This is a genomic window from Pontibacterium granulatum (assembly GCF_029961155.1).
GTDB classification, from domain to species: domain Bacteria; phylum Pseudomonadota; class Gammaproteobacteria; order Pseudomonadales; family Balneatricaceae; genus Pontibacterium; species Pontibacterium granulatum.
Map to the genome: position 1 here is coordinate 235,960 of NZ_JASBRH010000003.1, position 25,531 is coordinate 261,490.

The window sequence follows — 25,531 nt, forward strand, 5'->3', positions numbered from 1 at the left end:
CGGTTGTTGTTCTTGTTCTGGCTTATGCCACGCCTTTCCACTGTTTCCAGCGCAGCTCGTCCGGGGAGCCCTTCATATCCATGTTGTCCACGCCAACATTCATGTGATAGAAGTCGCTCAGGATGTCGCCCACGTCCGGACCACCGCAGTTACCCTGGAAGATCTGGTGCACCGGCAACCAGGACTGAACAAACTTCTCAGGTTCATCCTCGAAGATGTCCTTACAGCCGTCGGAGCAGAAGTGGTAACGATCGCCGTTGTAGACGGTGTCGCGGTATGAGGTCTGGGTCGGATCGTCCATCTCGGTGAACAGCATCGGAATCTGACAGGTGGTGCACAGCTGTGGCAGGCCTTTGGTATAGAAACGCTCCCCCTTGGCTTCCATTTCCTTCGCCAGCTCCCAACGTGGGCGGTAGTACTTGTCGAAGGTTTCCGGGTATTTCTCGGACAGCCAGTCCAGCTCTTCATCGGTTGGAATCCAGGTGTGGAAACCTGCCGCGTGGCCGTGGGTGTAGAAGGTCCACCATGCCTGGTGAGAGATATGCTCTTTCTCTTTCTCGATGATGTCGGAGTACTTCGGCATGCGGATGCCGTAACGGGCCAGGTCTTTAAACAGGGCACCACCCGCTTCCTCGAAGTACACCTCCCACGCTTCCTTCCAGGACATCACTTTGTTTGGCAGCATGTAGTCCATCATCATCGCCACGATGGTCAGCAGACGGGAACCACGCCAAAACCACTTGTCGATCCACTTCTGCACGATCTCGACGTTGTCTTCGTGCTGCTCCAGCAGGAACTTGATCACTTCCAGACCCAGCGTCATATGACGGGCTTCGTCAGACTGCGCAGAGAAACCGAAGGTTACAGTCGCCATGTCACCGTTGTGTGCCGCACCGGACATAAACGGAACGAACAGCAGGTTGGTGAGCACGTATTCGAAGGAGAAACCGATCGCGATCATGAACTCGAACGGACCGGCGGTACGTGCGTCGTTGAAGAAGGACTTCGGTACGGACAGGTACCACACACGGTCGTGCATGTGGCTGTATTCCTGGAAGCCGTCGAAGAACTTGTTGAAGTGGCTCATCGCATGGATCTGAGTCTGCACGTGACGCAGCTCATCCAGCGACTGCATCTGGCACGCCACACGGGCACCCACGCCACCGAACTGACGGCCGGTGTGGGCAAAGCCCTGGTACGCCTGATACTCCAGCGGAGATACGCCAGTCAGGAAGATTTTGATGGCGTTGATGTAACGCGGATCAGAGACGTTCAGGTGCGCGTTGTTCTGCGCAAAGGCATCGAAGATCGCGTAGAGCTTTTTCTCTTTCTCTGCCTGGTACTTCCAGTAAGCATCCATGGTCAGACGGAACGGGTCTTCCCACTTGGACCAATCGGTAATTTTGATGCCTTCGAAATCTTCGTAAGGGAACGCTTCTTTACGATCGGCGTAGGAATATTCCCAGTCCAGATCGCGGGTCAAAAGACGGTATTTGTCTTTAATATTGAGTTTCTTAGCTGCCATGATTCGTTACCTTATTTTTATTCGTTCCAGTGCAGAGACAGGGAGTCGTCGTCTTCATCAACGTTGCCACCCAGCGTGATCAGGTTGACGTGCAGTTCCTGCACATCCCAATCACGGCCCATCTTCTCTTCGACGGTTTCGCGGTTAACGGTCAGACGACCTTCGTTTTCAATGCGGATCATTGCCGGCATGTGGATAACGGTCACATCCGGGTTGTCTTCTTCGATTGCTTCAACGATGTAGCGGGATTCGTCGTTATCCTGCAGAGCGATGTAAACCTTAGACATTGCGTATCTCCTTACTTGAACAGGCCAGCTTTGGTCAGACGCTTGTCCAGTGCTGCAACGGCTTTGTCCATCGCTTCAGCATCCAGCATCTCTTCTGCCAGGGGTTTCAGTGCTGCCACAGCTTTCGCTTTCCAGCTGGTTACCCAACCTTCCAACAGCGCCTTGTTGTCTGCGGATTCAGCCGCCGCGGTTTTCAGTACAGCATCCGCCCAGCGGGTGTTGTCCTTGTTCCACAGCTGCATAAACTCGGTCAGCATGCCGATGTCCTGGCCACCGTTGTCTGCCAGCCAGGCGTCGTATTGGTTGTAGACCAGGTCATACATCAGCGCGTCCATCACCACGTCCTGCGCGATAAACAGCTCAAACCAGTCTTTAGTCACGGTGGTTTCTTCACACAGAGCGCGCACGCCCTGCCAGATCTCTTCGCTCATCCAGTAGGCCTTGGCTTCACCCAGTGCATCACCGGTGTTGCCATCAAGGATCAGGCCGATGCGGGACAGGTACTGAGCAATACCCAGACGGTCCATGCCGTCGTACAGGAACGCCTGGGTAATAGCCGTGCCATACCCCTGGGAGGAGCTGTACATGTTGTTCAGGTTGGCGGTGTGTTCGAAATGGCGCAGAGGAATCAGGTAACGGATCACCTGTTTCTGCAGGTCGTCGCTCAGCAGACGTTTCAGGTCGCGCTTTTCAAAGAAGGCGTAGTTGCTTTCAGCCACTTCCTGCATCTTCGCGCGCTGCTGCACATAGGCGCCGTAATAGAACTGGCGCGGATCCTTAAAGGCATACCAGTCTTCCATAACCAACGCAGTGCGGCGCGGGTCGTTCAGCTCCATCTCTGGCTGCCATAGCGGGCGGTAGTGGAAGTATTTTTCAGACTGAACGTCGTAGGTTGCTTCCTGGTAACGCGTTGCGGGCTTGTCACCAAAACGACGCTCGATATGAGCGAAGGTGTTACGTACCGGCTCTAGCGTCGCGGTTTTGATTTCAATACTCATCGGACAGTTTCCAGCTTGGTCAGATTATTGTTATTCAGATGCGTAATGTTCGTGGTTATGAGACATCAGGGTGTCTTCGCCGTAGCGCCACTTCTCCATCTCGGCATCGACCTCAGCCATCTGTTCGTTGGTCATGTGCACCACGTCGTTCACCTTGCAAAAGTGCTCGAATGCGCCCTGCGGCATGATCAATTCCACGAACAGACTCGGATCACCGATCGCGAAGTCGAACTCCACGAATCGGGCATCCTGAGGACTACGGACCCTGATGTACTTGGTTAAGCGCTCAAATTTCGGCTTACTCGGATCACTCGACCGGGTATCCAGATTTATCACCTCAGCCATTTCGCCCCCTGCTTGTTTTTCTGATTCAGGTCACTGGGTCTAGAGCAACCCCTGTGCCAGATTTAAATAACGAAACCGGAAAGGCGCAAAAGCATCCAGATAACACTTTGTTTTTAAAGGAATAAAAAAACTTACCGATAAGAAAACCAAACAAAGATCGAATGCTTTTTCACCAAAAAGGCCTTGACGAAGGGGAGGGAAAAGATGATGAAATGATTAAAAGGATCAAAAAAAATTGATGATTTGATCAGGAGATCAATCTCCACTTGAGCAACTCATCACCCTCGAATTTGATCTTTTTAGGCCGCTTTGGCGGGGGAGTGGGGGAGGTGTCTAAAGGCACTAAAAAACAGGCACCAACCAAACATTTAAGCGACATTGACTACAAATAACCGCTTGATAATAACAATAAAGGCGAAAACTCATGAGCAACACGGCTCAACCAAAACTACCGGAATCAAAGGACCTGATTTCGCAGATTCAGTTTGCCAGTGAGGACGGCAAAATCTGGTTTAACGAGCAGCGCATGCTGCTGATTCACTCGGCAGTGATGGGGTCACTGCGAAAGGAATTGATCGAAACCTTAGGTGTAGAACGCACCCGCGGGTTTCTGATGCGCTTCGGCTATTACTCCGGCCTGAAAGATGCCGAAATGGCACACAAGATCCGTCCGGATTTCACCTCGCAGGAGGCCTTTCTTGCCGGACCTCAGCTGCACAACATCAAGGGGATGGTGAGAGTTGTTCCCAAAGAACTGCGCTTCGATATAGAGTCCGGCAGCTTTCATGGCGAATTTGATTGGTATGACTCGTACGAGTCCGAAGTCCATCTTGCCGAATATGGTCGCGCAGATGACCCCATTTGCTGGACCCTGATCGGTTACGCCAGCGGGTTTGCTACCTATTACATGGGCCGCAAAATCATCTTCAAGGAAACCCAGTGCAGCGGCTGTGGCGCGGACCATTGTCATATCGTAGGCAAGCCTGCCGAAGAGTGGGAAGACCAGGAAGAGCTGGAACGCGCGCTGCTACCCGACCCGATCATCGAAGAATTGTTTGCCCTGCAACACCAGATATCCACCTTGCAGGAACAGTTCCGTACTCCGGAAGAGGAGCAGGATCTGCTTTTCAACTCCGTTGGGCGTTCCGGCGGCTTCAAGAATGTCTGCCAACTGATCACCAAAGCCTCCAAGAGCAAAGTCACCGTTCTGCTGCTGGGTGAAACCGGGGTCGGTAAAGAGGTGGTTGCTAAAGGCCTGCATCAGAGCAGTGATCGCCGCGACGGCCAGTTTGTTGCTGTGAACTGTGCCTGCATCCCACCTGACCTGATCGAAGCAGAACTGTTTGGGGTCGAGAAAGGGGCCTATACCGGCGCCACCCAATCCCGCGAAGGTAAATTCGAGCGCGCTCATAAAGGCACCATCTTCCTGGATGAAGTGATTGAACTCTCCCCACGTGCACAAGCCACCCTGTTGCGTGTACTGCAGGAAGGGGAACTGGAACGTGTCGGCGACAATCGACTGCGCCGTATCGATGTACGTGTGGTTGCCGCCACCAACGAGGATCTGGAACAGGCTGTAAAAGAGGGCCGCTTCCGTGCGGATCTGTTCTACCGCCTTAACGTCTACCCGGTGCATATCCCGCCACTACGCGATCGCACCGAAGATATTCCGCTGCTGATCGAACACTTCCTGGAGAAGTACCACACCCTCTATAACAAACGCACCATGGGTGTCACCGATAAGGCCCTGCAGGCGCTGCTGATGTATAAGTGGCCCGGCAATATCCGGGAGCTGGAAAACATGATTGAGCGTGGCGTTATCCTCACCGACAACAACCATTGCATCGATCTGGAGAGTTTCTTCCCGTCTTTGGCAGAACCCACCCATCCACTCAATGTGATCAATGGACGCGGGCATCTGGACAAACCGGAGGAGAATTCAGGCGTCAATCTCACCGACGATAACTGGATGGATAACCTATTGGGCGAAGAGTTCAGCATCGAGAATCTGGAACACGATCTGATCAAACGCGCCATGAACCAGACCGGAGGCAACGTTTCTAAAGCCGCACGTCTGCTGGGTCTTACCCGCCCTGCACTGGCGTACCGACTGAAGAAACTCGATACCGACGAGGCATAACAATCCTCCCATACGCTGTTTGGTGAGCCGGGCGCACTGCTATACAATGCGCCCTTTATCGCCAACCGACAGTACCCACCGATGAACCTGATCCTGCTCTACACCAGCGATTTTATCGACGAACAGACCGTTGCCATCAGCGACCGTCGATTTCACCATATCCGCGGTGTCCATCAACCGGAGCCGGGTGAAGTGCTCAAGGTGGGTTTGCTCGATGGTGAGCGCGGCAGCGGTGAAGTCATCAGCCTGACCGAGGGCGAGATCCGGTTGCGCGTCACACTGGATCGAAATGCGCCCGCACCTCTCCCCCTAAAGTTAATCCTGGCACTGCCCCGCCCGAAGATGATGAAACGCACCCTGCAAACGATCTCAGCGATGGGTGCCAAAGAGATCTACCTGATCAACTCTTACCGTGTGGATAAGAGCTACTGGTCAACCCCCCTGCTGCAACCGGAGAAGATCCGCGAACAGCTGCTGCTTGGCCTTGAACAGGCCGGTGATACCGTGATGCCTGAGGTGCACCTGCGCAAACGTTTCAAGCCGTTTGTTGAAGATGAACTCCCGGCGATCTCCCAAGACACCCGCGCACTGGTTGCCCACCCGTATCACGCAGCCCCTTGCCCGGCGGAGTCATCAGTGCCAACCACGCTCGCCATCGGCCCTGAAGGGGGCTTTATTGCCTACGAAGTCGAAAAACTGAATGAGTGCGGCTTTACTGCTATCCATATTGGCGAGCGTATCCTTCGGGTTGAGAACGCAGTGCCGGTACTGCTGGCCCGGTTATTCCCGCTCTGATATTAATTTCAATGCTGCCAACACCCACAAACGCCCCGCTCGGGAATCCTTGACCGATCTCTATAGGGGAAAAGGATTTCAGACTCGTTGACCTGGATCATCTTGCTGTTAGCAATATTGATAATAATTTGCGTTAACACTTGACATTCCGACCCTGGAAAACAAGAATAATTCGCATTAGCAAATATATTTATCCAGGTTCAGATACGTCGATGAAAAAGATCCTCTCCGCTGTAGCATTGTCCGCTCTTTTCGCAGCACCTGTGGCGCAGGCAGCCGACGAAGTAAATATCTACTCCTTCCGTCAGGCCTTCCTGATCAAACCCTTGCTGGAAGCATTCACCGAAGAAACCGGCATCAAGGCAAACGTTGTCTTCTCCAAGAAGGGCCTGCTGGAACGTATCGAACACGAAGGCAAAAACTCCCCGGCTGACGTACTGCTGACCTCCGATATTGGCCCGTTGTACGACGCTGTCGAAAAAGGGCTGCTGCAGCCGATCGAGAGCGACCTGCTGAATGACAATATTCCGGCCAAATACCGTTCGACCGATGGCCAGTGGTACGGCCTGACATCCCGCTCCCGTATCATCTATGCATCCAAAGACCGTGTAAAAGAGGGCGAGATCACCAGCTACGAAGATCTGGCAGATCCAAAATGGAAAGGCCGTATCTGCACCCGCAGCGGTAAACATACCTACAACCTCTCCCTGATCGGTTCCATGGTGGCAGAACACGGCGAAGCGGAAGCTCAGCAATGGCTGGCAGCGGTTAAAGACAATCTGGCGCGCCGCCCACAGGGTAACGACCGCGCACAGGTTAAAGCTGTCAAACAGGGTGAATGTGATCTGGCACTGGGTAACTCTTACTACTTCGGTAAGATGATCACCAACGACAAGAAGCCGGAACAGATTGAGTGGGCACAGTCCGTTAACCTGATCTTCCCGAACCAGGATAACCGCGGCGCACACATGAACATCTCCGGTGCCGGCGTAACCAAGTACGCTCCGCACAAAGACGCTGCAATTAAACTGATCGAGTTCCTGAGCTCTGAAAAAGCACAGCAGATGTACGCTGAAGTGAACTTCGAATTCCCGGTTCGCGAGGGTACACCACGCTCCGAACTGATCAATAAATACATGGGTGAGTTCAAAGAAGATGGCATCAACCTGCAGCGCGTAGCAGAACTGCGCTCCACTGCAGCGAAGATGGTCGACAAGGTTGGTTTCGATAACTAATCTCTTAGGATATTCAGGCAGTTAGCGCTGCCTGAACCACTCGACTTTGTATCTCACTAACGGTAGTCTGCGCGGCTACCGTTTTGTCGTTTTAAGGATTAAGGATTTGAACGCAAGGCTCAACGCCGAAATCAACACCAACATCAGTAACCCAACCGGTCTCTGGCGCTGGTTTGGTTCTACCTGGTTGGTTGCGCTGCTGGTCGCCCTGCCCGTCCTTTCCGTGTTCTATCTTGCCCTATTCCCTAAGGAAAACATCTGGTCTCACCTGGCCGAGACCGTACTGCCGGTATATGTCATCACCACCCTTGAGCTGATGATTGGTGTGGGCGCATTGGCCGTCGCTACCGGTGTCGTCACCGCCTGGTTGGTGACCATGTGCCGTTTCCCCGGCAAGAAGTATTTTGAATGGGCGTTGATGCTGCCATTCGCCGTGCCCGCCTACGTAATCGCCTACGTGTATACCGATCTGCTGGAATATGCCGGTCCCGTACAAACCGCGTTGCGTGAGTTTTTTGGCTGGCAAACCGCCAGGGACTACTGGTTCCCCGAAATCCGCAGCCTGGCTGGCGCAATTCTGATGCTGGCCTTTGTGCTGTATCCATACGTGTATCTGTTGGTACGTGCGTCCTTCCTGGAGCAATCCAACAGCCTACGTGATGCCAGTCGCCTGCTGGGCTGCAGCCCGCTGCAAAGCTTCCTGCGCATCTCGCTGCCTATTGCCCGCCCTGCGGTGGCGGTAGGCTTGGCGTTGGTATCAATGGAAACCATTAACGACTTTGGTACCGTCGATTTTTTCGCTGTTAAAAGCATGAGCGCGGGCATCTACGATACCTGGCTGAACATGGGCAACCTGGGCGGTTCCGCACAGATCGCCAGCCTGATGATGTTCTTCGTGGTGACACTGATTTTGCTGGAGCGTCTGGCACGCGCACGCCAGAAACAGTTCAACAGCAGCGACCGTTTCAAAGCGATCGACACCTATAAACTCACCGGCTGGAAAGCGGCTTTCGCCTGGACTGTGTGTGCCCTACCCATCCTGCTGGGCTTCCTGATCCCGGTATTTATCTTGGGCGGTTATGCAATCCAGCATCTTGATCAGCTTGAGCAGGAAGACTTCCTCACCTATGCAGGCAATAGCTTCTTCCTCTCGGCCACGGCTGCACTGATCACCATCCTTATCGCCCTGCTGCTGGCGTACAGCAAACGTCTTTATCGCTATAAGAGCCTGACTGCCGCAGCAAACTTCGCCAGCCTGGGTTACGCCATGCCGGGTGCCGTCCTGGCCATCGGTGTGATCATCCCATTGGCCGCGTTTGATAACGTGGTCGACGACTTTATGCGCAGCACCTTTGACATATCCACAGGTCTGCTGCTGAGTGGCACCACCTTCGCGATTATCTTCGCCTACTCCGTACGCTTCCTGGCCGTATCGACCGGTGCGGTGGAATCGAGTCTGAACAAGATCACCCCAACCATGGATATGGCCTCCCGTTCACTGGGCCTTAATCCGCTGCAAACGCTGATGCGTGTGCACCTTCCGCTGATCAAAGGCGGTATCGTTTCGGCTGGCTTGGTAGTGTTTGTAGACTGTATGAAGGAGTTGCCTGCAACGCTGATTCTGCGCCCGTTTAACTACGATACGCTGGCAACGTTTGTGTATCAGTTCGCATCAGATGAGATGCTGGAGGAGTGCTCTCTGGCAGCGCTGCTGATCGTTGCGGTGGGGATTATTCCGGTAATTCTGCTTACCCGTACCATTACGTCTACACGGGAAGAGAGCTAAGGCGCTTTTGTAGGTTGGCCACCGCTACGCGGTGCCCAACGAATTCCTTGCTGATCTATCGTCCTGTAGGGTCGGCTTCAGCCGACCGGTAGGCTGAAAGCCTACCCTACAACCAAAGCATCTAACACCCGATTAAAAAACAATCGGCTTGTGCACGGATACCTCAACACCCACGGTATCACCTGCGTCGATCCTGAGTGGCTCACGCGCCATCGCTTCAATCTTACGCCCGTTGTTCAATTGCAGCTGGTAGCGTGTGGCATCGCCCAGGAACTCAAAGGATCTTACCGATGCAGTTTTTCCGCCAACAACAGGCTTCAGGTCATTTGGACGGATAAACAAACTGATCTCGTCACCCGCCGCGGCGCAACACGGCTCGGCAAACTCCAGCGTGCCCAGTTCGGTCTCAACACAAAACTCGTTCAGGCAGCGGCCGCTAAAGAGCTCACCCTTACCCACGAAACCTGCAACCATCGCGTTTACCGGGTGATGATACAGCTCCTGCGGTGATCCCCACTGCTGCAGTTCACCGTCTGCAAGGATGCCCACCTTATCGCCAATCGCAAAAGCTTCCTGCTGATCGTGGGTTACCACAATCGCCGCGATGCCCTGCTGCTTAAGAATATCTTTCACTTCCAACGACAGCTGCTGGCGAAGGTCGGTATCGAGGTTAGAGAACGGTTCATCCATCAGCAGCAGTTTCGGCTGCGGTGCCAAAGCACGCGCCAGCGCCACACGCTGCTGCTGCCCGCCGGACAGTTCGTGGGGATAACGCTTGGAGAGATCCGGCAAACGCACCAGATCCAGCATCTCAACAATCCGTTGTTTCTGGTTTTTACCTGCGCTTTTGCCCAAACCGAAACGGATATTCTCACCTACGGTCAGGTGCGGGAACAGTGCGTAATCCTGAAACACCATACCCATGCCACGCTTTTCAGGAACCAGCGTAAATTCCGCCGAGGAGATCGTTTTTCCTTCCAGACTAATTTCGCCACCGAATACGGGACTAAATCCCGCAACGGCACGCAGCACCGTGGTTTTACCACAACCACTCGGTCCCAGAAGGCACGCGATTTCACCCTCTCCCACTGAAAAATCCAGGGAGCTGACAATCACCTGATTCTGATATCCACAACTCAGTGAGCGTACATCCAGCAGAGAACTCATGGGTGTTAACCGGCCTTCAACATAAAACGACACAAATTCGAGGGACAAGAATTATAAATGAAAACTATTATCGATCACATAGCGATGTTTGCTACAGATCACTGTTCCTGCCCGATCTCATTGCGAAAGCGCTGCCAGTCAAAGCAAGGACCCGGATCGGTTTTACGCCCCGGTGCAATATCGGAATGGCCAGCGATTCGATCACTCATTACTGCAGGATAGGCCAACTGAATCGCCTGAGTCAGTTCCGCCAGCACAGCATACTGGGTATCGGTGAACGGCTGATCATCCGTACCTTCAAGCTCAATACCAATTGAGAAATCGTTGCATTGCTCGCGCCCATCAAACTGAGATAAGCCCGCATGCCAGGCACGTGCGTTGAGGTTCACAAACTGGGTAACCGCACCGTCGCGCGCAATCAACAGATGAGCAGAGACCTGAAGATCCTGTATCTCGGCAAAATAGGGGTGCTCATCAACCGGCAACTGATTCTGGAAGAAACGCTCTACATAACCGCCGCCGAACTGCCCTGGTGGTAAACTGATGTTATGTAGCACCAACAGGGAAACAGTTTCGCTTTCAGGGCGGTCATTAAAGTTGGGAGAAGGCACCTGCAGCGCCCCATATACAACGCCCGAATCGATGGAAAACTTCTGTTTCATCCCTATTCGCCTACATATGTTTTCGTTAGAATTGGTGCCCATCTTATCACTAATCAATCTGATCACCGGCACGCTATGCTATCGCGCGAAGAACTCCAGAAAGATATTCAGATCACCGTCACCAATGCCCTGAACGAAGACATTGGCGCTGGGGATATTACCGCCCAACTGATTCCTGCTGAAAACGAAGCGACCGCCCGTATTATCAGCCGCCAGACCGCAGTTGTATGCGGCACCGACTGGGTGAACGAAGTTTTTCGTCAGGTCGATCCAGAGCTAAAACTGGACTGGCAGGTTAAAGACGGCGATCTGGTTGAACGTGATCAGGTACTGTTTACCGTAACCGGTTCTGCCCGCAACATGCTCACCGCTGAGCGTACCGCGTTGAACTTCCTGCAAACCCTGTCCGGCACAGCAACCACCAGCTACAACTACTCTCAAAAGGTAGCAGGTACCGGCGTTAAGCTGCTGGATACCCGTAAAACCATCCCATGCCTGCGTACTGCTCAGAAATACGCGGTAACTTGCGGCGGCTGCTTTAACCACCGTATCGGTTTGTACGATGCGTTCCTGATCAAGGAAAACCACATTATGGGTTGTGGCGGTATCGAAGCAGCCATTCAGACAGCCCAGACCAACGAGCCGGGTAAGCCAGTCGAGATTGAAGTGGAAACCTTTGAAGAGCTGCAGGCCGCGCTGATTGCAGGTGCAGACATCATCATGCTGGATAACTTCACACTGGAAGAGATGCGCGAAGCGGTTGAGATGGTAGCGGGTAAAGCTAAGCTGGAAGCCTCCGGCAACATCACCGATGCAACCCTGCGCCCGATTGCAGAAACCGGCGTGGACTATATCTCCATCGGTGCCCTGACCAAGCACTGTCAGGCTGTCGACCTTTCCATGCGGTTTATCTGATCCTGCCTTACAATACGCATATGTATGTAGGGCAGCATTAATGCTGCCGGCACCCTGATCACCTGCGATGACGTCGAAGGGTGCCCTACAAAAAATATTCGACGTTATGAGTCACCACGTTGTAGTGATCTGCTGCATGCGTTCTGTCCCTGTAGGGCAGCGTTCACGCTGCCGGCACCCTGAAGGGGTGCCCTACATAAGAAAGAACTGTATGTGGTGACCCACCTGCTTACAACTGTTTACAGTTGGCCTTTCCGATCAGCGTCCACTCATCACTCTGCTGAATCTGCAGAATATCGTACGCCTCTACTTTCAGGTCAGTCACACCAAACTTCGCTGCAACACGGCATGCTTTTTTTGCGTCCGCATCGTGGTTGTCCTGCTTTTTCACCACACCAATCGCCAACAGGCCATCATCTTCCCACCACACTGGACGGGCCGGGAATCCAGGCAGCTCCAGCAACGCGTTTTCGATCTGGCTTTTAACCTCTGGCTCAAGCACCGTTTTGGTTGAGTTGATATAGACAGTCACCGCTACGGATGCAGCGATCAGGAGGATAATAATATTGCGTTTCATAATGCCCGCTAGATCCTTTCAGAATCGGATTGGGCAACCATGATAGCGGATTGGGAGGAGGATGCTAGTTGTGCTTAGGTGGAGTATCTTTCCGAAAAGGAAACGTTCCCGCGCAGAGCGCGGGAACGAAATAAGTAAAATATCAGCAGACACCCTGTGTACTGCAATTACCGCTTTTCGCCCAAGTCAACGTTCCATTGGCCGCGGTAGGAGTCAAAATATAGGTAGGGTTGTCGGTCCCATCAGTGGTCCCTGTTGTAGACAATGCAATTACGCCAGTAGCAGTAATCATACCTGCAGTAGTTGTATCAATTGCAACAGATTTCACCTGAGTACCGTTTTGAACTTGAGCAGCAGTCATACCGATCTCACCATAGGTATCGCACAGCGCCAGATCTGCAGTGCTCTGGTAACAAACTTCGATAGCAGATTTTACGGAGCTAGTTGCCAATACAACTTCAGAAAACTTAGCTTTCTTTGTATAGGTCTGATACGCAGGCAGCGCAATTGCAGCCAAAATACCGATAATTGCGACAACAATCATCAACTCGATAAGGGTAAAACCCTGCTGTTTAGTTTTGATCATTTCTGTTTTTTTCATAATTTTTCTCCAGCGAAAGAGAGTTCCATTTGTTCAAAGCCGTAGAACGATAATAGCGCAATTAAGATGACATGCCAGTGAAGATTTGCGAAAAAACGCAGATTTTCAAACGTGCGCTTAAATGCTATGTTAGCCCTTGATCTACGTCATAATTTACAGGTGCAGGACGAGACTGTGGCCCAAGCATTTCAACCGTTAAGCGGTCTGGCAAAGCGACTGGTTAACGAAGGTATCTTTTCCGCAGAAGTTGCCATGGAGGCGGCGCAGGAAGCCCGCGATAACAAACAAACCTTTATCGCGCACATTATAGAAAAGCGTCTGGTCAGTGCCGCTCGTGCGGCAGCGGTGGCGGCTGATGAATTCGGTATGCCGCTGCTGGATCTGGATGCCCTCGACCTCGACACCCTCCCGCAAGGCGTTATCGAAGATAAACTGATTACTAAGCATCATGCCTTGCCGCTGCAGAAGAGGGAAAACCGCCTGTTTGTGGCCATCTCTGATCCAACCAATATTCAGGCTCTGGATGAATTCAAGTTCCAATGCGGACTTGCTACCGAAGCGGTTGTGGTGGAAGAGGATAAACTGCGTCGCGCCGTAGATAACTTCCTTGATAAACAGACCTCAGCGCTGGACGATCTTGATGATACCGATCTCGATAATCTGGAGATCGACGAAAGTGGTCCTGACGCCGAAGAGGAGCTGGATAACGATGCCACCAGCGATGCGCCGATTGTCCGATTCGTTAATAAAATTCTATTGGATGCCATCAAAGGCGGTGCATCGGATATCCACTTTGAGCCTTACGAAAAGGCCTACCGTATTCGCTGCCGTATTGACGGTATTTTACAGGAAGTTTCACATCCACCATCTAATCTCGCGTCACGCCTTGCTGCGCGCCTGAAGGTGATGTCTCAAATGGATATCTCTGAGCGTCGTGTACCACTGGATGGACGTATCAAGATGAAAATTTCCAAGAACCGCGCCATCGATTTTCGTGTGAACACCCTCCCCACCCTCTGGGGTGAAAAGATCGTACTGCGTATCCTCGACCCGAGCAGCGCCAAGATGGGTATCGAAGCGTTGGGGTTTGACGAGGAACAGCACGATCTTTATATGAAAACCCTGCACAAACCGCAGGGGATGATTCTGGTAACAGGCCCGACCGGTAGTGGTAAAACAGTAAGTCTCTATACTGGCCTGAATATCCTGAATACCGAAGAGCGCAACATCTCGACAGCAGAAGACCCGGTGGAGATCAACCTTGAAGGGATCAACCAGGTTCATGTGAATCCGAAAGTCGGACTGACCTTTGCAGAAGCTCTCCGCGCCTTCCTGCGTCAGGACCCTGATGTTGTAATGGTGGGTGAGATTCGAGATTTGGAAACCGCCGAGATCGCGGTAAAAGCCGCTCAGACAGGCCATATGGTGCTCTCTACCCTGCACACCAACAGCGCTGCAGAAACCCTGACGCGACTACGCAACATGGGCGTGCCGGCATTCAACATCGCAACCTCTGTAAGCGTGATTATCGCCCAACGTCTTGCGCGCCGGTTATGTAATAGCTGTAAACGAGCCGTCACTATTCCGGAAGCTTCTCTCAAAGAGGAGGGCTTCAGCAAGAAACAACTGAAAGAGCTTCATCTTTATGAAGCCAATCCATCCGGTTGTGCAAAATGCAGCAAAGGCTACAAGGGCCGTGTCGGTATCTACGAGATGATGGAGATGACACAAGAGCTGGCTACCATCATTATGGAAAATGGCAGCTCTCTGGATATTCTGGAAACCGCCACTAAAAATGGTTTTAAGCCTTTACGACAGTCTGGTCTCGCCAAAGTGGCGCAAGGCATCACCAGTCTGGAAGAGATGAACCGCGTGATCAAAACCTGATAAATCTCTAACTTTGTGACGAGTTACCTGTAAAGTTCATCGATTTGCGCTATAACATCAAACCGTTAACGCATTAATAAAGGTCGAGGGGTTATGGCCGCCAAAGAACAGCAAGTGATCAGCTTTCACTGGGAAGGCAAAGACAAAAACGGCAACCGTAGTCAGGGCAAGATTGAAGCCGACAGCCCCTCCGCTGCAAAAGCACTGCTTCGCAATCAGGGCATCAACCCACAAAAAATCCGCAAAGAAGCAAGCTTAAGCTTTTTCAATAACGCCAATGCTCCGATCAAGCCACTCGATATAGCCTTTTTCACACGCCAAATGGCCACCATGATGAAAGCAGGGGTACCACTTCTCCAAGGCCTTGAGATCGTTTCCAACGGTTCCGAAAAGAAGAAGTTCAAGGAGATGATCAAAAGCCTGCGTAACGATGTTAACGGTGGTCTCGACTTCTCTGCAGCACTGGCGAAATTCCCACAATATTTTGACGACCTGTTCTGCAACCTGGTCGCAGCCGGCGAAAAGTCCGGTGCACTGGAACAGATGCTGGATCGCCTGGCGACCTACAAAGAGAAAGTCGAGAGTCTGAAAGCCAAGATCAAAAAGGCACTCACCTATCCCACTGCAGTAATAGTTGTAGGGATTATTGTATCTGCGATTCTGTTGGTTAAAGTTGTGCCGATGTTTGAGTCTATTTTTAAAGACTTTGGTGCAGATCTGCCTGCTTTTACAAATTTTGTTGTCGGATTATCGGAAGCTGCCCAAGCCTGGTGGCATGTGACCTTTGCCGGGGTAGGCATTGCAGCCTACCTTTTCAAAAAAGCCAAAACCCAGTCTCAGTCATTTGCCGACTCGGTTGATCGTGCCATGCTAAAGATTCCTGTCATCGGCCAGATTCTCCATAACGCTGCTATCGCACGTTTTGCCCGTACGCTGGCCACTACCTTTGCAGCAGGTGTACCACTGGTCAACGCACTGGAATCCGCAGCAGGTGCAGCCGGCAACGTGGTGTACCGAAACGCCATCACCCAGATCAAAAACGGTGTATCCACAGGTCAGTCTCTTCAGAACGCCATCAATATGACTGGCGTATTCCCCAACATGGCGGTCCAAATGATCTCCATCGGTGAAGAAGCAGGCTCTCTGGATCTGATGCTGAGTAAAGTAGCCGACTATTACGAAGAACAGGTCGATAACGCTGTAGATAACCTCTCCAGCCTGCTGGAACCAATGATCATGGTTATCCTTGGTGTACTGGTTGGCGGCCTCGTTATTGCAATGTACCTGCCAATCTTCCAGCTGGGTTCAGCTATCTAAGGAATTTCCTAAGAAGTAAGGAACAGTACCATTGATTCTACTTGATACTCTGAATGCCTCTCCTGCTTTGACTGTTGGCGTGGCATTTATCTTTGCACTTATGATCGGCAGCTTTCTTAACGTGGTGATCTATCGCGTACCTAAGATGATGGAGCTGGAATGGCAGGCGCAGATCGACGAGATGCAGGGCAAAGAGCCGGAAGAAACCCGTTTTAATCTGGCTATTCCAGCATCCAGCTGCCCTAACTGCGGCCATAAGATCCGTTGGTATGAAAACCTGCCTGTGATTAGTTACCTACTCCAGAAAGGCAAATGCAACGGCTGCGCCGCGCCTATCTCCATGCGTTATCCAATCGTTGAGCTGTTCACCGCTCTGATCAGTGCGTTTGTTGCTTCAGTGTATGGGCTGAACGAGATTGGGCTGGCGGTGATGTTCTTTACCTGGGTGCTGATCTGCCTCACCATGATCGATTACGATACGCAGCTCCTACCCGACAACATGACCCTACCACTGCTCTGGCTGGGCCTGTTGGTCAACAGCTTTGGTATGTTTACCAGCTTGCATATGGCCGTGGCAGGCGCGATGCTGGGTTACCTGTCCCTGTGGTCGATCTACTGGCTGTTTAAGCTGCTTACCGGCAAGGAAGGCATGGGTTACGGTGATTTCAAGCTACTGGCGGCACTGGGCGCCTGGGCGGGGGCTGACCAACTACCCGTGATTATTCTTTTCTCTTCACTGGTTGGGGCAATCTTTGGGATAATGATGATTATCCTGAAACGCCATGAACGCCAGAACCCGATTCCGTTCGGACCTTATCTTGCAGTGGCAGGCTGGATCACGTTGATCTGGGGGCAGGATATTGTTCACAAGTATCTTCAACTGATAAGTGTATAAAGCGATGTTTGTTGTTGGCCTGACCGGTGGTATCGGCTGCGGTAAAAGCGCCGTTTCCGACCGCCTTGCAGAAAAAAGCGTACCCATTATCGATGCTGACGTCGTTGCACGCGAGGTTGTTGCGCCTGGGGAACCCGCACTCGACGCGATTGGTAAGCGTTTTGGCGAAGAGGTTCTGCTGGAAGACGGATGCCTGAATCGCCCTAAACTCAGGGAGATTGTTTTTTCTGACGAGAAGCAGCGCGTCTGGCTGGAACAACTGCTGCACCCGATTATTCGTGACCGTATCCTGCAGAAACTGGAAGAACTCGACAGCCTCTACGCCGTGTTAGCGTCACCACTGCTACTGGAAACCGACCAGCATATGCTGGTCAACCATGTGGTGGTTGTGGATGCACCGGAATCACTCCAGATTGAGCGTACGGCGGCCCGGGATAACACATCCGAAGATCAGGTACGCGCCATCATCGCCGCACAGATGTCCCGTGAAGAGCGCCTGAAAGGGGCTGATACCGTATTCGATAACAGCGGCGACCAAAGCCAACTGGATGCGAATGTCGCCGCCCTGCACAAGAAGCTGGTTGCGCTGGCCGAAGAAGAAGCAGAGTAAAACCAATGAGCAAACGAATGATTGACTGCCCACAATGTGGCGAGAAAGCAGAATGGAGCGAAAACAATGCGTTCCGCCCCTTCTGCAGTGAACGCTGCCGCCTGATTGATCTGGGTGCCTGGGCAAACGAAGAATACCAGATTGCCACTAACACCAATCAGGACGAAAACGACTTCAGCACCGGGGATGAACCCGGCGCGCGGGAAGCTACTCCCACCATGCACTGATCGCTGCCACACCCTGTGCACCAGCATCCCACGCCTGGCGCAGGGTGTTTTCACCCATTCCTCCCAACGCATATACCGGTATGGTTGTTTCTGCAACCAACTCAGTGAATCGCTCCCAGCCCATCGGTGGGGTCTCAGGATGTGATGCAGTTGCCGCAACCGGTGACAGTGTCACAAAGTCCACCCCCAGCGCCTGCGCTTTCGCCAACTCCTCGACGTTATGACAGGATGCACTCAGCCAGCGGCCAACAAACTGATCCCGTGACTCCATCGCCATCAGGCGTGCACTGCTCAGATGTAAACCATCGGCACCCAGATCATTTGCCAGTTCAACGCCGGTGTTTAGTGTGAGAAAGACATTATGCGTACGGCAGTATTCCAGCATTGACCGGGCAACATCTACGAAACTGTCGTCAGCCAGGTGTTTGGCCCGCAGCATCACACCCTCGGCACCGCGATTCAAACCACCTTCTACAGCCTCAAGATACTGGTTAGCGTTATCGCACCCACCAGTGATCAACAGCCGAGACGGCAGCAGTGCGGCAGCCACAATTGGCTTGTTCGCTGCAGGGAACTCATAGCTTGCCAACCCTGAGCGATCTACCCAGGCGATAGGCTGGCCTTCCCGCCCATAGGCTTCACCTTCAAAGGCACTTACCTCGTAGACATCAAGCAGCACAGACTTGTCCGGATAGTGATGGGGAATCTGGATCAACGGGCGTGCCGTGGTGATCTGGATTCCCAACTCCTCATCCAACTCACGGGCCAGCGCCTCGACTACGGGCTCAGCAGGCTCGACCTTGCCCCCCGGAAATTCCCAGAGGCCGCCCTGGTGTTTATCTTCAGGACGGCGCGCCAGCAGGATCTGCCCTTGTGCGTTCAGGATGACCGCAGCTGCGACATGGATCAGCTTAGGCATATCAGGAGCGGTAATCCGCGTTGATGCTAACGTATTCCTGAGACAGATCGGTGGTCCATACCGTCTCTTCTACGTCTCCACGGTTCAAGACAACACGGATTGTGATCTCTTCCTGATCCATCACCGCTTGACCCGCTTCCTCAGTGTAGCTGGCTGCACGACCGCCGTTTTCGACAATACACACATCTCCCAGGAAGATCTTCAGAGCTTCCAGATCCAGATTTTCCACACCCGCACGACCCACAACCGCCAGGATACGGCCCCAGTTTGGATCGGAGGCAAACAGCGCAGTTTTCACCAGTGGGGAGTGTGCGATATCAAATGCCACTGCCAGCGCTTCATCCTGCTGTGCAGCACTTTCGACTTTAACGGTCACAAACTTGGTTGCCCCTTCACCGTCACGCACAATTGCGTGTGCCAGATCACGCATGACACGATCCAGAACTTCGGTAAATTTATCCAACAGATCGAGGTCTTCGGAATCGACCTTCACTCCAGAAGCGCCGGTTGCCACCAGGATGCAGGAGTCGTTGGTCGAGGTGTCGCTATCAACCGTAATACGGTTAAACGACTGGTTGGTGGAATCAGTCAACAGTGCCTGCAGCAGCGCCTGATCGATCTCCGCGTCAGTGGCAACATAACCCAGCATCGTTGCCATATTCGGCTTGATCATGCCGGAACCTTTGGAGATACCGGTTACGGTAATGGTCTTGCCATTATATTCGAACTGCTCACTCGCACCTTTAGGACGCGTGTCCGTGGTCAGGATACCACTGGCCGCCTCATCCCAGCCGTTTTCGCTCAGCGCATCTTTCGCGGCTGGCAGGGCTGCAACGATCTTTTCAACCGGCAGCTTTTCACCGATCACACCGGTGGAGAATGGCAGCACCTCTGCATCGGACACCCCCATCATGTCGCCCACGCTCTTGCAGGTTAGCGCCGCGTCATCCCAACCTTCCTGGCCGGTGCCGGCATTGGCATTGCCGGTGTTCACGACCAGGTAACGTGCGGATGCCAACTCCATGTGGCGCTTACAGATCTGCACAGGTGCCGCGCAGAAAGCGTTCTTGGTAAATACACCCGCTACAGATGCTCCGACAGGAATTTCCATCAGCACCAGATCTTTTCGACCCGGTGTTTTGATACCCGCGGATGCTGTACCCAGTTTAAAACCCGCTACCGGGTGAAATTCAGGAAGAGTGCCAGGACCTACTGCCATCTCAATATCTCCATTCGCAAAGACAAACAAAGCAGCCGAGGCTGCTTTGTTTCTGTTATTACTTACCGGGGGAGCCGCCAACTGCCACTTCCCCGTTTATTATCAATACCTGTTATACAAGCTTGCCGTGGCACTGCTTGTATTTCTTACCGGACCCACACGGACAAGGTTCGTTACGCCCCACCTTTGGAGTTTCGCGGGTGAACGGCTGCTCAGCACCTGCGACCTGCTCCTCGCCCTGCTGCTCTTCTTCTGAAGACTGCCCCATGGCGGAGCTTTCTTCGTGCTGGTAGTTCATCTGCTGACGCTCAGCCTGCTCACGACGCTGCTGCTCCATCGCCTCGACTTCTTCCGGCTGACGCACCTGAACATGGCTCAGGATACGGACAACGTCCTGCTTGATGTTCTCCAGCAGTTCCTGGAACAACTGGAACGCTTCGCGTTTGTACTCCTGTTTCGGGTTCTTCTGCGCGTAGCCACGCAGATGGATACCCTGACGCAGGTGATCCATGGTCTGCAGGTGTTCTTTCCACAGGGTATCCAGCACCTGGAGCATCACCTGCTTCTCGAACATACGCATGGTATCTGCGCCCACCAGCTCCTCTTTACTGCGGTACGCTTCCAGCACGGATTCCTGAATCTTCTGACGCAGGGTCTCTTCGTGCAGGTTATCGTCTGAATCCAACCACTCCTGCAGTGGCAGCTTCACAGCAAATTCGCTCTCCAGCGCTTTCTCCAGGCCGGCAACATCCCACTGCTCTTCCAGGCTCTGAGGCGGAATAAAACCGTCGATGGTGTTTTCCACAACCTCTTCGCGTACCGCATTCACGGTTTCAGAGATATCATCCACCGCCATCAGTTCATTACGCTGACCGTAGATCACCGTACGCTGGTCGTTAGCCACATCATCGTATTCCAACAGGGCTTTACGGATATCGAAGTTACGACCTTCTACCTTGCGCTGTGCTTTTTCGATGGCGTTGCTTACCATTTTGTGTTCGATCGCTTCACCACGCTCCATACCCAGCGCCTGCATCATCTGACGTACACGGTCAGAGGCGAAGATACGCATCAGGTCATCTTCCAGGGAGAGGAAGAAGCGGGAAGAACCGGCATCACCCTGACGCCCCGCACGACCACGCAGCTGGTTGTCGATACGACGGGATTCGTGACGCTCGGTACCTACGATATGCAGGCCGCCATTTTCAAGCACTTCATCGTGACGCTTCTGCCACTCAGCCTTAACCTGTTCGAGCTGCGCTTCAGTTGGGTTTTCCAGTTCAGCCAGATCAGATTCCAGCTTACCGCCCAACACAATGTCGGTACCACGACCGGCCATGTTGGTTGCGATCGTCACCGCACCGGCACGCCCTGCTTCAGCAATGATCTGTGCTTCGCGACCATGGTTCTTCGCGTTCAGTACGTTGTGCTCGATCCCCTCTTTCTTCAGCAGGGCAGAAATCAGCTCGGAAGATTCTACAGAGGCGGTACCCACCAGTACCGGACGCTTCTGTTCCTGGGTGCCACGGATCTCTTTGATGATCGCTTCGTACTTCTCTTCCATGGTGAGGAACACCAGGTCGTTCATATCTTTACGTGCGACTGGCTTGTTGGTCGGGATTACAACCACGTCAAGACCGTAGATCTGACGCAGCTCGAACGCTTCAGTATCCGCGGTACCGGTCATACCGGACAGCTTATCGTACAGACGGAAGTAGTTCTGGAAGGTAGTGGACGCCAGGGTCTGGCTTTCCTGCTGAACCGCAACGCCTTCTTTCGCTTCCACCGCCTGGTGCAGACCTTCAGACCAACGACGGCCCGGCATGATACGGCCGGTGTGCTCGTCCACGATAACCACTTGGTTGTCCTGAACGATGTAATCCTTATCACGCATAAAGAGGTTATGCGCACGCAGACCTGCAAGTACGTGGTGCAACAGCTGCAGATTGGTTGGCGCATACAGGCTCTCACCCTCGCCCAGCAACCCCATCTCGGTCAGTTGCTCTTCAATAAAGCTGTGACCGGCTTCGGTCAGCTCCACGGTGCGGTTTTTCTCATCAACTACAAAGTGCTCGTCGATCACCTGCGTTTCATCTTTTGGATCGATCTCACCGTCAAAACGGGTCAGCTTAGGGATCAGCGTGTTGATACGCATATACATGGCTGAGCTGTCTTCGGCCGGGCCGGAGATAATCAGCGGCGTACGCGCTTCATCAATCAGGATGGAGTCCACCTCATCCACAACCGCGAAGTTGAATGCACGCTGTACCTTGTCTGCCGCGCTGAACGCCATGTTGTCGCGCAGATAGTCGAAACCAAATTCGTTGTTGGTACCGTAGGTAATGTCACAAGCGTATGCCGCACGCTTGGCTTCCTGATCCTGACCAGACAGGATCACCCCCACAGACAGCCCCAGGGATTCATACAGTGGACGCATCCACTCGGCGTCACGGCTTGCCAGATAATCGTTGACAGTTACAACGTGCACGCCTTCACCCGGCAGCGCATTCAGGTAAACCGGCAGGGTTGCCACCAGGGTTTTACCTTCACCGGTACGCATCTCTGCGACCTTGCCGTCGTGCAGGGTCATACCACCGATCATCTGCACGTCGAAGTGACGCATCCCCATCACACGGCGGGACGCTTCACGCACAACCGCAAACGCTTCCGGCAACAGCTGATCCACTGTTTCACCCTCTGCCAACCGCTGACGGAACTCATCGGTCTTAGCTTTCAGCGCGTCGTCCGAGAGTTGTTCCAGATCCGCTTCAAGTGCGTTGATCTGTTTAACAACACGACCCATGCGCTTGAGTTCACGATCGTTCTTACTTCCAAATACTTTCTTGAACAGTGAGGTCAGCATGTTTTGAGTTTTCAACCTGTCTAATCAAAGGTTTCCGGTAAATAGCGTCCGGCAAATTTAACGCAACATTCTAACTCTATTGGGGCGCGGATTAGAATCTCAAGGGCTAATTATTTCGTGTGATTTGCGACTTTGGTCAATAAGCCGCAATCCAACAACGGCGGGACCGGCAAATCAATTGGATGATCTTCATACAGACACAAAAAAGCCGAACACTCAGGTTCGGCTTTTTTGCAGGAGAGAGTTGCTTTCAGAGAGTTAAGTCTCAGTTAGCAACAACTGGCTTCTGGTACGAGATCGGCGATGCAGCCGCTTCCTCTTCGAACGTTACCAGCTCGTATGCATCCTCGTTGGCCAGCAGTTCGCGCAGCAGCATATTGTTCAGGTAGTGGCCGGACTTGTGACCGAAGAACTCACCAATCAGACTCTTACCGAGCAGGTACAGGTCACCCACCGCATCCAGAATTTTATGCTTCACGAACTCGTCATCGTACCGCAATCCATCTTCATTCAGAATACGATAATCATCGACCACAATCGCGTTGTCGAAACTGCCACCCAAAACAAGGTTCTGGGAACGCAAATACTCGATATCGCTCATGAAGCCAAAGGTACGCGCGCGGCTGACTTCTTTCACGAAAGATGTGCTGGAAAAGTCCAGACTGGCTTCCATGTTACGACCTTCAAATGCAGGGTGCTGAAAGTCGATTTTGAAGCCCACTTTAAAGCCATCAAACGGTCGGAAGGTCGCGGACTTACCATCGCTGGTAACGGTCACTTCTTTTTTGATGCGGATAAACTGTTTTGGTGCTTGCTGCTCTTCGATTCCCGCAGACTGAATCAGGAATACAAACGGCGCAGAGCTACCATCCATGATCGGCACTTCTTCGGCGCTGAGTTCAACAAACGCGTTGTCGATACCCAGACCCGCCATGGCGGACAGCAAGTGCTCAACGGTTGCTACACGCACACCATCCTTACCCAGATTGGTGGACAGCGTGGTATCGGCAACGTTGTGCGCGGCAGCTTTTATTTCGACCACAGGATCCAGATCAACGCGACGGAAAACGATACCGTTATTGATTGGTGCAGGTTTCAGCGTCAGATAAACCTTCTGACCGGAATGCAAACCAATACCCGTGGCCTTGATGCTGTTTTTCAGTGTTCTCTGTTTGATCATATTGTGTGCCGTAACCTACCCTGCGCGCGTTATAAATAACGGGCAATTGTACCAAAGTTATAATTGCAACAGCAACCGCACCCAGCCCGGCATCAGTCGTTCTGCTTGCGCAGGAACGTTGGGATATCCAGGTAGGACTCCCCGTCTGTGCCAGTCTGTTTAACCGTCTCGCGTTTTGGTTTTGGATCAGCCTTTGCCCCACCATCGTTCAGGTTTTCCTGACGCTGTCGACGCAGCACGGTGGGCAGATCAATCTCGTCCAAATTCAATTCGCCGTCCGGCTTCTTCAGGCCAGTTTTAACTTCCAGTGCGGGTTCCTTGGGCTTATCCAGGCCCGTTGCCACGACAGTGACCTTCAACTCATCCGTAAGTTCCGAATCAATCACGGTACCTACAACGATTGTGGCATTTTCGTCGGCATATTCCGCAACCAGATCACCCACCTCGGTGAATTCACCCAGGCTCAAGTCCATACCACCGGTTACGTTCACCAAGATGCCGCTGGCACCTTTCAGGTCTACGTTGTCCAGCAACGGGCTCTTGATTGCAGCTTCTGCAGCCTGAGTCGCACGGCTTTCACCGGTACCGACACCGGTACCCATCATCGCCATACCCATTTCAGACATAACGGTACGCACGTCCGCGAAGTCGACGTTGATCATACCGCCACGGGTGATCAGGTCAGAGATTCCCTGCACCGCGCCTTTAAGTACATCATTTGCTGCATTGAAGGCGTTCATCAGGGAGCAGTTGCGTCCCATCACCTGCATCAGCTTAGCGTTTGGAATGATGATCAGGGAATCCACACAATCGCGCAGTTCACCCAGACCTTCATTTGCAATCAGCAGACGTTTACGGCCTTCAAACGGGAACGGTGTAGTCACCACCGCCACGGTCAGAATACCCAGCTCTTTCGCCACCTCAGCCACAATAGGCGCGGCTCCGGTACCGGTACCGCCACCCATGCCCGCGGTGATAAACACCATGTCGGTCCCCTGCAACGCTTCCGCGATACGCTCGCGATCCTCCAGCGCAGCCTTACGACCGATCTCCGGATTGGCACCTGCCCCCAACCCTTTGGTCAGCTCATTACCGATCTGCAGTACAGAATTGCCTGTCATGCCGCTCAGAGCCTGTGCGTCGGTGTTGGCGCAGATAAACTCCACGCCTTCAAGGGCACTGTTTGCCATGTGCTGGACAGCGTTTCCACCACCACCACCGACGCCCACCACCTTGATCACAGCACTCTGTGGAATGCTATCGACCAGTTCAAACATAACTCTCTCCTTCCGGTTTGATACAACCACCCTGCCCTGGCTGTATCCGTTCAGTCTTGCAATATCGGTGACGCCACTCCAGCCACCGCATGTATCGTTCTATG

The 25,531-nt window shown here is 52.9% G+C and carries 23 protein-coding genes; 10 read left to right on the forward strand and 13 right to left on the reverse strand.

Going from position 1 to position 25,531, the window contains the following annotated elements:
* Window positions 1–22 precede the first annotated feature (22 nt).
* Genes QKW35_RS04380 through QKW35_RS04395 form a run of 4 tightly spaced genes read right to left on the reverse strand, consistent with a single transcriptional unit; the run spans window position 23 to window position 3,155 of the window.
* Window positions 23–1,525, reverse strand: coding sequence for an aromatic/alkene/methane monooxygenase hydroxylase/oxygenase subunit alpha (locus QKW35_RS04380; RefSeq protein ID WP_282351014.1), 1,503 nt, complete (start codon window positions 1,523–1,525; stop codon window positions 23–25).
* Between the two features lie 17 nt (window positions 1,526–1,542).
* Window positions 1,543–1,812, reverse strand: a complete 270-nt coding sequence (locus QKW35_RS04385) for an MmoB/DmpM family protein (protein WP_282351015.1) — start codon at window positions 1,810–1,812, stop codon at window positions 1,543–1,545.
* A gap of 11 nt (window positions 1,813–1,823) precedes the next feature.
* Window positions 1,824–2,810, reverse strand: a complete 987-nt coding sequence (locus QKW35_RS04390) for an aromatic/alkene monooxygenase hydroxylase subunit beta (RefSeq protein ID WP_282351016.1) — start codon at window positions 2,808–2,810, stop codon at window positions 1,824–1,826.
* Window positions 2,811–2,840: 30 nt separating this feature from the next.
* The gene (locus QKW35_RS04395; protein ID WP_282351017.1) at window positions 2,841–3,155 is read right to left on the reverse strand and encodes a phenol hydroxylase subunit; all 315 of its coding nucleotides are present in this window, start codon (window positions 3,153–3,155) and stop codon (window positions 2,841–2,843) included.
* Between the two features lie 424 nt (window positions 3,156–3,579).
* Between QKW35_RS04395 and QKW35_RS04400 the strand changes: the two genes are divergently transcribed.
* The 4 genes from QKW35_RS04400 to QKW35_RS04415 all read left to right on the forward strand — a co-directional run bounded on the left by QKW35_RS04400 (window position 3,580) and on the right by QKW35_RS04415 (window position 9,111).
* Complete coding sequence (locus tag QKW35_RS04400; RefSeq protein ID WP_282351018.1) at window positions 3,580–5,295, forward strand: sigma-54-dependent Fis family transcriptional regulator; 1,716 nt, start codon at window positions 3,580–3,582, stop codon at window positions 5,293–5,295.
* A gap of 81 nt (window positions 5,296–5,376) precedes the next feature.
* Window positions 5,377–6,090 (forward strand): 16S rRNA (uracil(1498)-N(3))-methyltransferase, encoded by a 714-nt coding sequence (locus QKW35_RS04405; RefSeq protein WP_282351019.1) that lies wholly within the window; start codon window positions 5,377–5,379, stop codon window positions 6,088–6,090.
* A 212-nt stretch (window positions 6,091–6,302) separates the two neighbouring features.
* A complete protein-coding gene (locus QKW35_RS04410; RefSeq protein ID WP_282351020.1) occupies window positions 6,303–7,325 on the forward strand; it encodes a Fe(3+) ABC transporter substrate-binding protein in 1,023 nt (340 codons plus the stop codon).
* A gap of 106 nt (window positions 7,326–7,431) precedes the next feature.
* The gene (locus QKW35_RS04415) at window positions 7,432–9,111 is read left to right on the forward strand and encodes an ABC transporter permease (RefSeq protein WP_282351021.1); all 1,680 of its coding nucleotides are present in this window, start codon (window positions 7,432–7,434) and stop codon (window positions 9,109–9,111) included.
* A 132-nt stretch (window positions 9,112–9,243) separates the two neighbouring features.
* On the opposite strand, the gene QKW35_RS04420 is transcribed toward QKW35_RS04415, so the two are convergent.
* Window positions 9,244–10,278: an ABC transporter ATP-binding protein gene (locus QKW35_RS04420; protein ID WP_282351022.1), complete on the reverse strand. Its 1,035-nt coding sequence runs from the start codon at window positions 10,276–10,278 to the stop codon at window positions 9,244–9,246.
* 98 nt (window positions 10,279–10,376) lie between these two features.
* Window positions 10,377–10,940 (reverse strand): 1,6-anhydro-N-acetylmuramyl-L-alanine amidase AmpD, encoded by a 564-nt coding sequence (ampD, locus tag QKW35_RS04425; protein ID WP_282351023.1) that lies wholly within the window; start codon window positions 10,938–10,940, stop codon window positions 10,377–10,379.
* Window positions 10,941–11,015: 75 nt separating this feature from the next.
* On the opposite strand from ampD, the gene nadC reads away from it, so the two are divergent.
* The gene (nadC, locus tag QKW35_RS04430; RefSeq protein WP_282351024.1) at window positions 11,016–11,855 is read left to right on the forward strand and encodes a carboxylating nicotinate-nucleotide diphosphorylase; all 840 of its coding nucleotides are present in this window, start codon (window positions 11,016–11,018) and stop codon (window positions 11,853–11,855) included.
* Between the two features lie 229 nt (window positions 11,856–12,084).
* Here the strand turns inward: nadC and QKW35_RS04435 are convergent, their stop codons facing one another.
* Together QKW35_RS04435 and QKW35_RS04440 are read right to left on the reverse strand one after the other, a co-directional pair.
* Window positions 12,085–12,432 carry a hypothetical protein gene (locus QKW35_RS04435; RefSeq protein WP_282351025.1) on the reverse strand — a complete coding sequence of 116 codons (348 nt, stop codon included), beginning with the start codon at window positions 12,430–12,432 and terminating at the stop codon, window positions 12,085–12,087.
* 142 nt (window positions 12,433–12,574) lie between these two features.
* Complete coding sequence (locus QKW35_RS04440; protein WP_282351026.1) at window positions 12,575–13,033, reverse strand: pilin; 459 nt, start codon at window positions 13,031–13,033, stop codon at window positions 12,575–12,577.
* Between the two features lie 174 nt (window positions 13,034–13,207).
* Here QKW35_RS04440 and pilB point away from each other — a divergent pair, with 174 nt between their 5' ends.
* The 5 genes from pilB to yacG all read left to right on the forward strand — a co-directional run bounded on the left by pilB (window position 13,208) and on the right by yacG (window position 17,969).
* Window positions 13,208–14,920 carry a type IV-A pilus assembly ATPase PilB gene (gene pilB, locus QKW35_RS04445; RefSeq protein WP_282351027.1) on the forward strand — a complete coding sequence of 571 codons (1,713 nt, stop codon included), beginning with the start codon at window positions 13,208–13,210 and terminating at the stop codon, window positions 14,918–14,920.
* A gap of 93 nt (window positions 14,921–15,013) precedes the next feature.
* Window positions 15,014–16,237, forward strand: coding sequence for a type II secretion system F family protein (locus tag QKW35_RS04450; protein WP_282351028.1), 1,224 nt, complete (start codon window positions 15,014–15,016; stop codon window positions 16,235–16,237).
* 31 nt (window positions 16,238–16,268) lie between these two features.
* Window positions 16,269–17,132 carry a prepilin peptidase gene (locus QKW35_RS04455; protein ID WP_345774478.1) on the forward strand — a complete coding sequence of 288 codons (864 nt, stop codon included), beginning with the start codon at window positions 16,269–16,271 and terminating at the stop codon, window positions 17,130–17,132.
* Window positions 17,133–17,136: 4 nt separating this feature from the next.
* The gene (gene coaE, locus QKW35_RS04460) at window positions 17,137–17,742 is read left to right on the forward strand and encodes a dephospho-CoA kinase (protein ID WP_282351029.1); all 606 of its coding nucleotides are present in this window, start codon (window positions 17,137–17,139) and stop codon (window positions 17,740–17,742) included.
* A gap of 5 nt (window positions 17,743–17,747) precedes the next feature.
* Window positions 17,748–17,969 (forward strand): DNA gyrase inhibitor YacG, encoded by a 222-nt coding sequence (yacG, locus tag QKW35_RS04465; RefSeq protein WP_282351030.1) that lies wholly within the window; start codon window positions 17,748–17,750, stop codon window positions 17,967–17,969.
* Here the strand turns inward: yacG and QKW35_RS04470 are convergent.
* The 5 genes from QKW35_RS04470 to ftsZ form a co-directional block, all read right to left on the reverse strand.
* A complete protein-coding gene (locus tag QKW35_RS04470) occupies window positions 17,950–18,888 on the reverse strand; it encodes a Nudix family hydrolase (RefSeq protein WP_282351031.1) in 939 nt (312 codons plus the stop codon). The two genes, yacG and QKW35_RS04470, sit on opposite strands and share 20 nt — an antisense overlap.
* Window position 18,889: 1 nt before the next feature.
* Window positions 18,890–20,107 carry a bifunctional glutamate N-acetyltransferase/amino-acid acetyltransferase ArgJ gene (gene argJ / locus QKW35_RS04475; protein ID WP_282351033.1) on the reverse strand — a complete coding sequence of 406 codons (1,218 nt, stop codon included), beginning with the start codon at window positions 20,105–20,107 and terminating at the stop codon, window positions 18,890–18,892.
* A 112-nt stretch (window positions 20,108–20,219) separates the two neighbouring features.
* Entirely contained in the window at window positions 20,220–22,970 is a 2,751-nt protein-coding gene (gene secA / locus QKW35_RS04480; protein ID WP_282351034.1) for a preprotein translocase subunit SecA, read from the reverse strand.
* Window positions 22,971–23,235: 265 nt separating this feature from the next.
* On the reverse strand, window positions 23,236–24,150 hold the full coding sequence (lpxC, locus tag QKW35_RS04485) for a UDP-3-O-acyl-N-acetylglucosamine deacetylase (RefSeq protein WP_282351036.1): 915 nt from the start codon (window positions 24,148–24,150) through the stop codon (window positions 23,236–23,238).
* 92 nt (window positions 24,151–24,242) lie between these two features.
* Window positions 24,243–25,427: a cell division protein FtsZ gene (gene ftsZ / locus QKW35_RS04490; protein WP_282351037.1), complete on the reverse strand. Its 1,185-nt coding sequence runs from the start codon at window positions 25,425–25,427 to the stop codon at window positions 24,243–24,245.
* Between the last annotated feature and the right edge of the window lie 104 nt (window positions 25,428–25,531).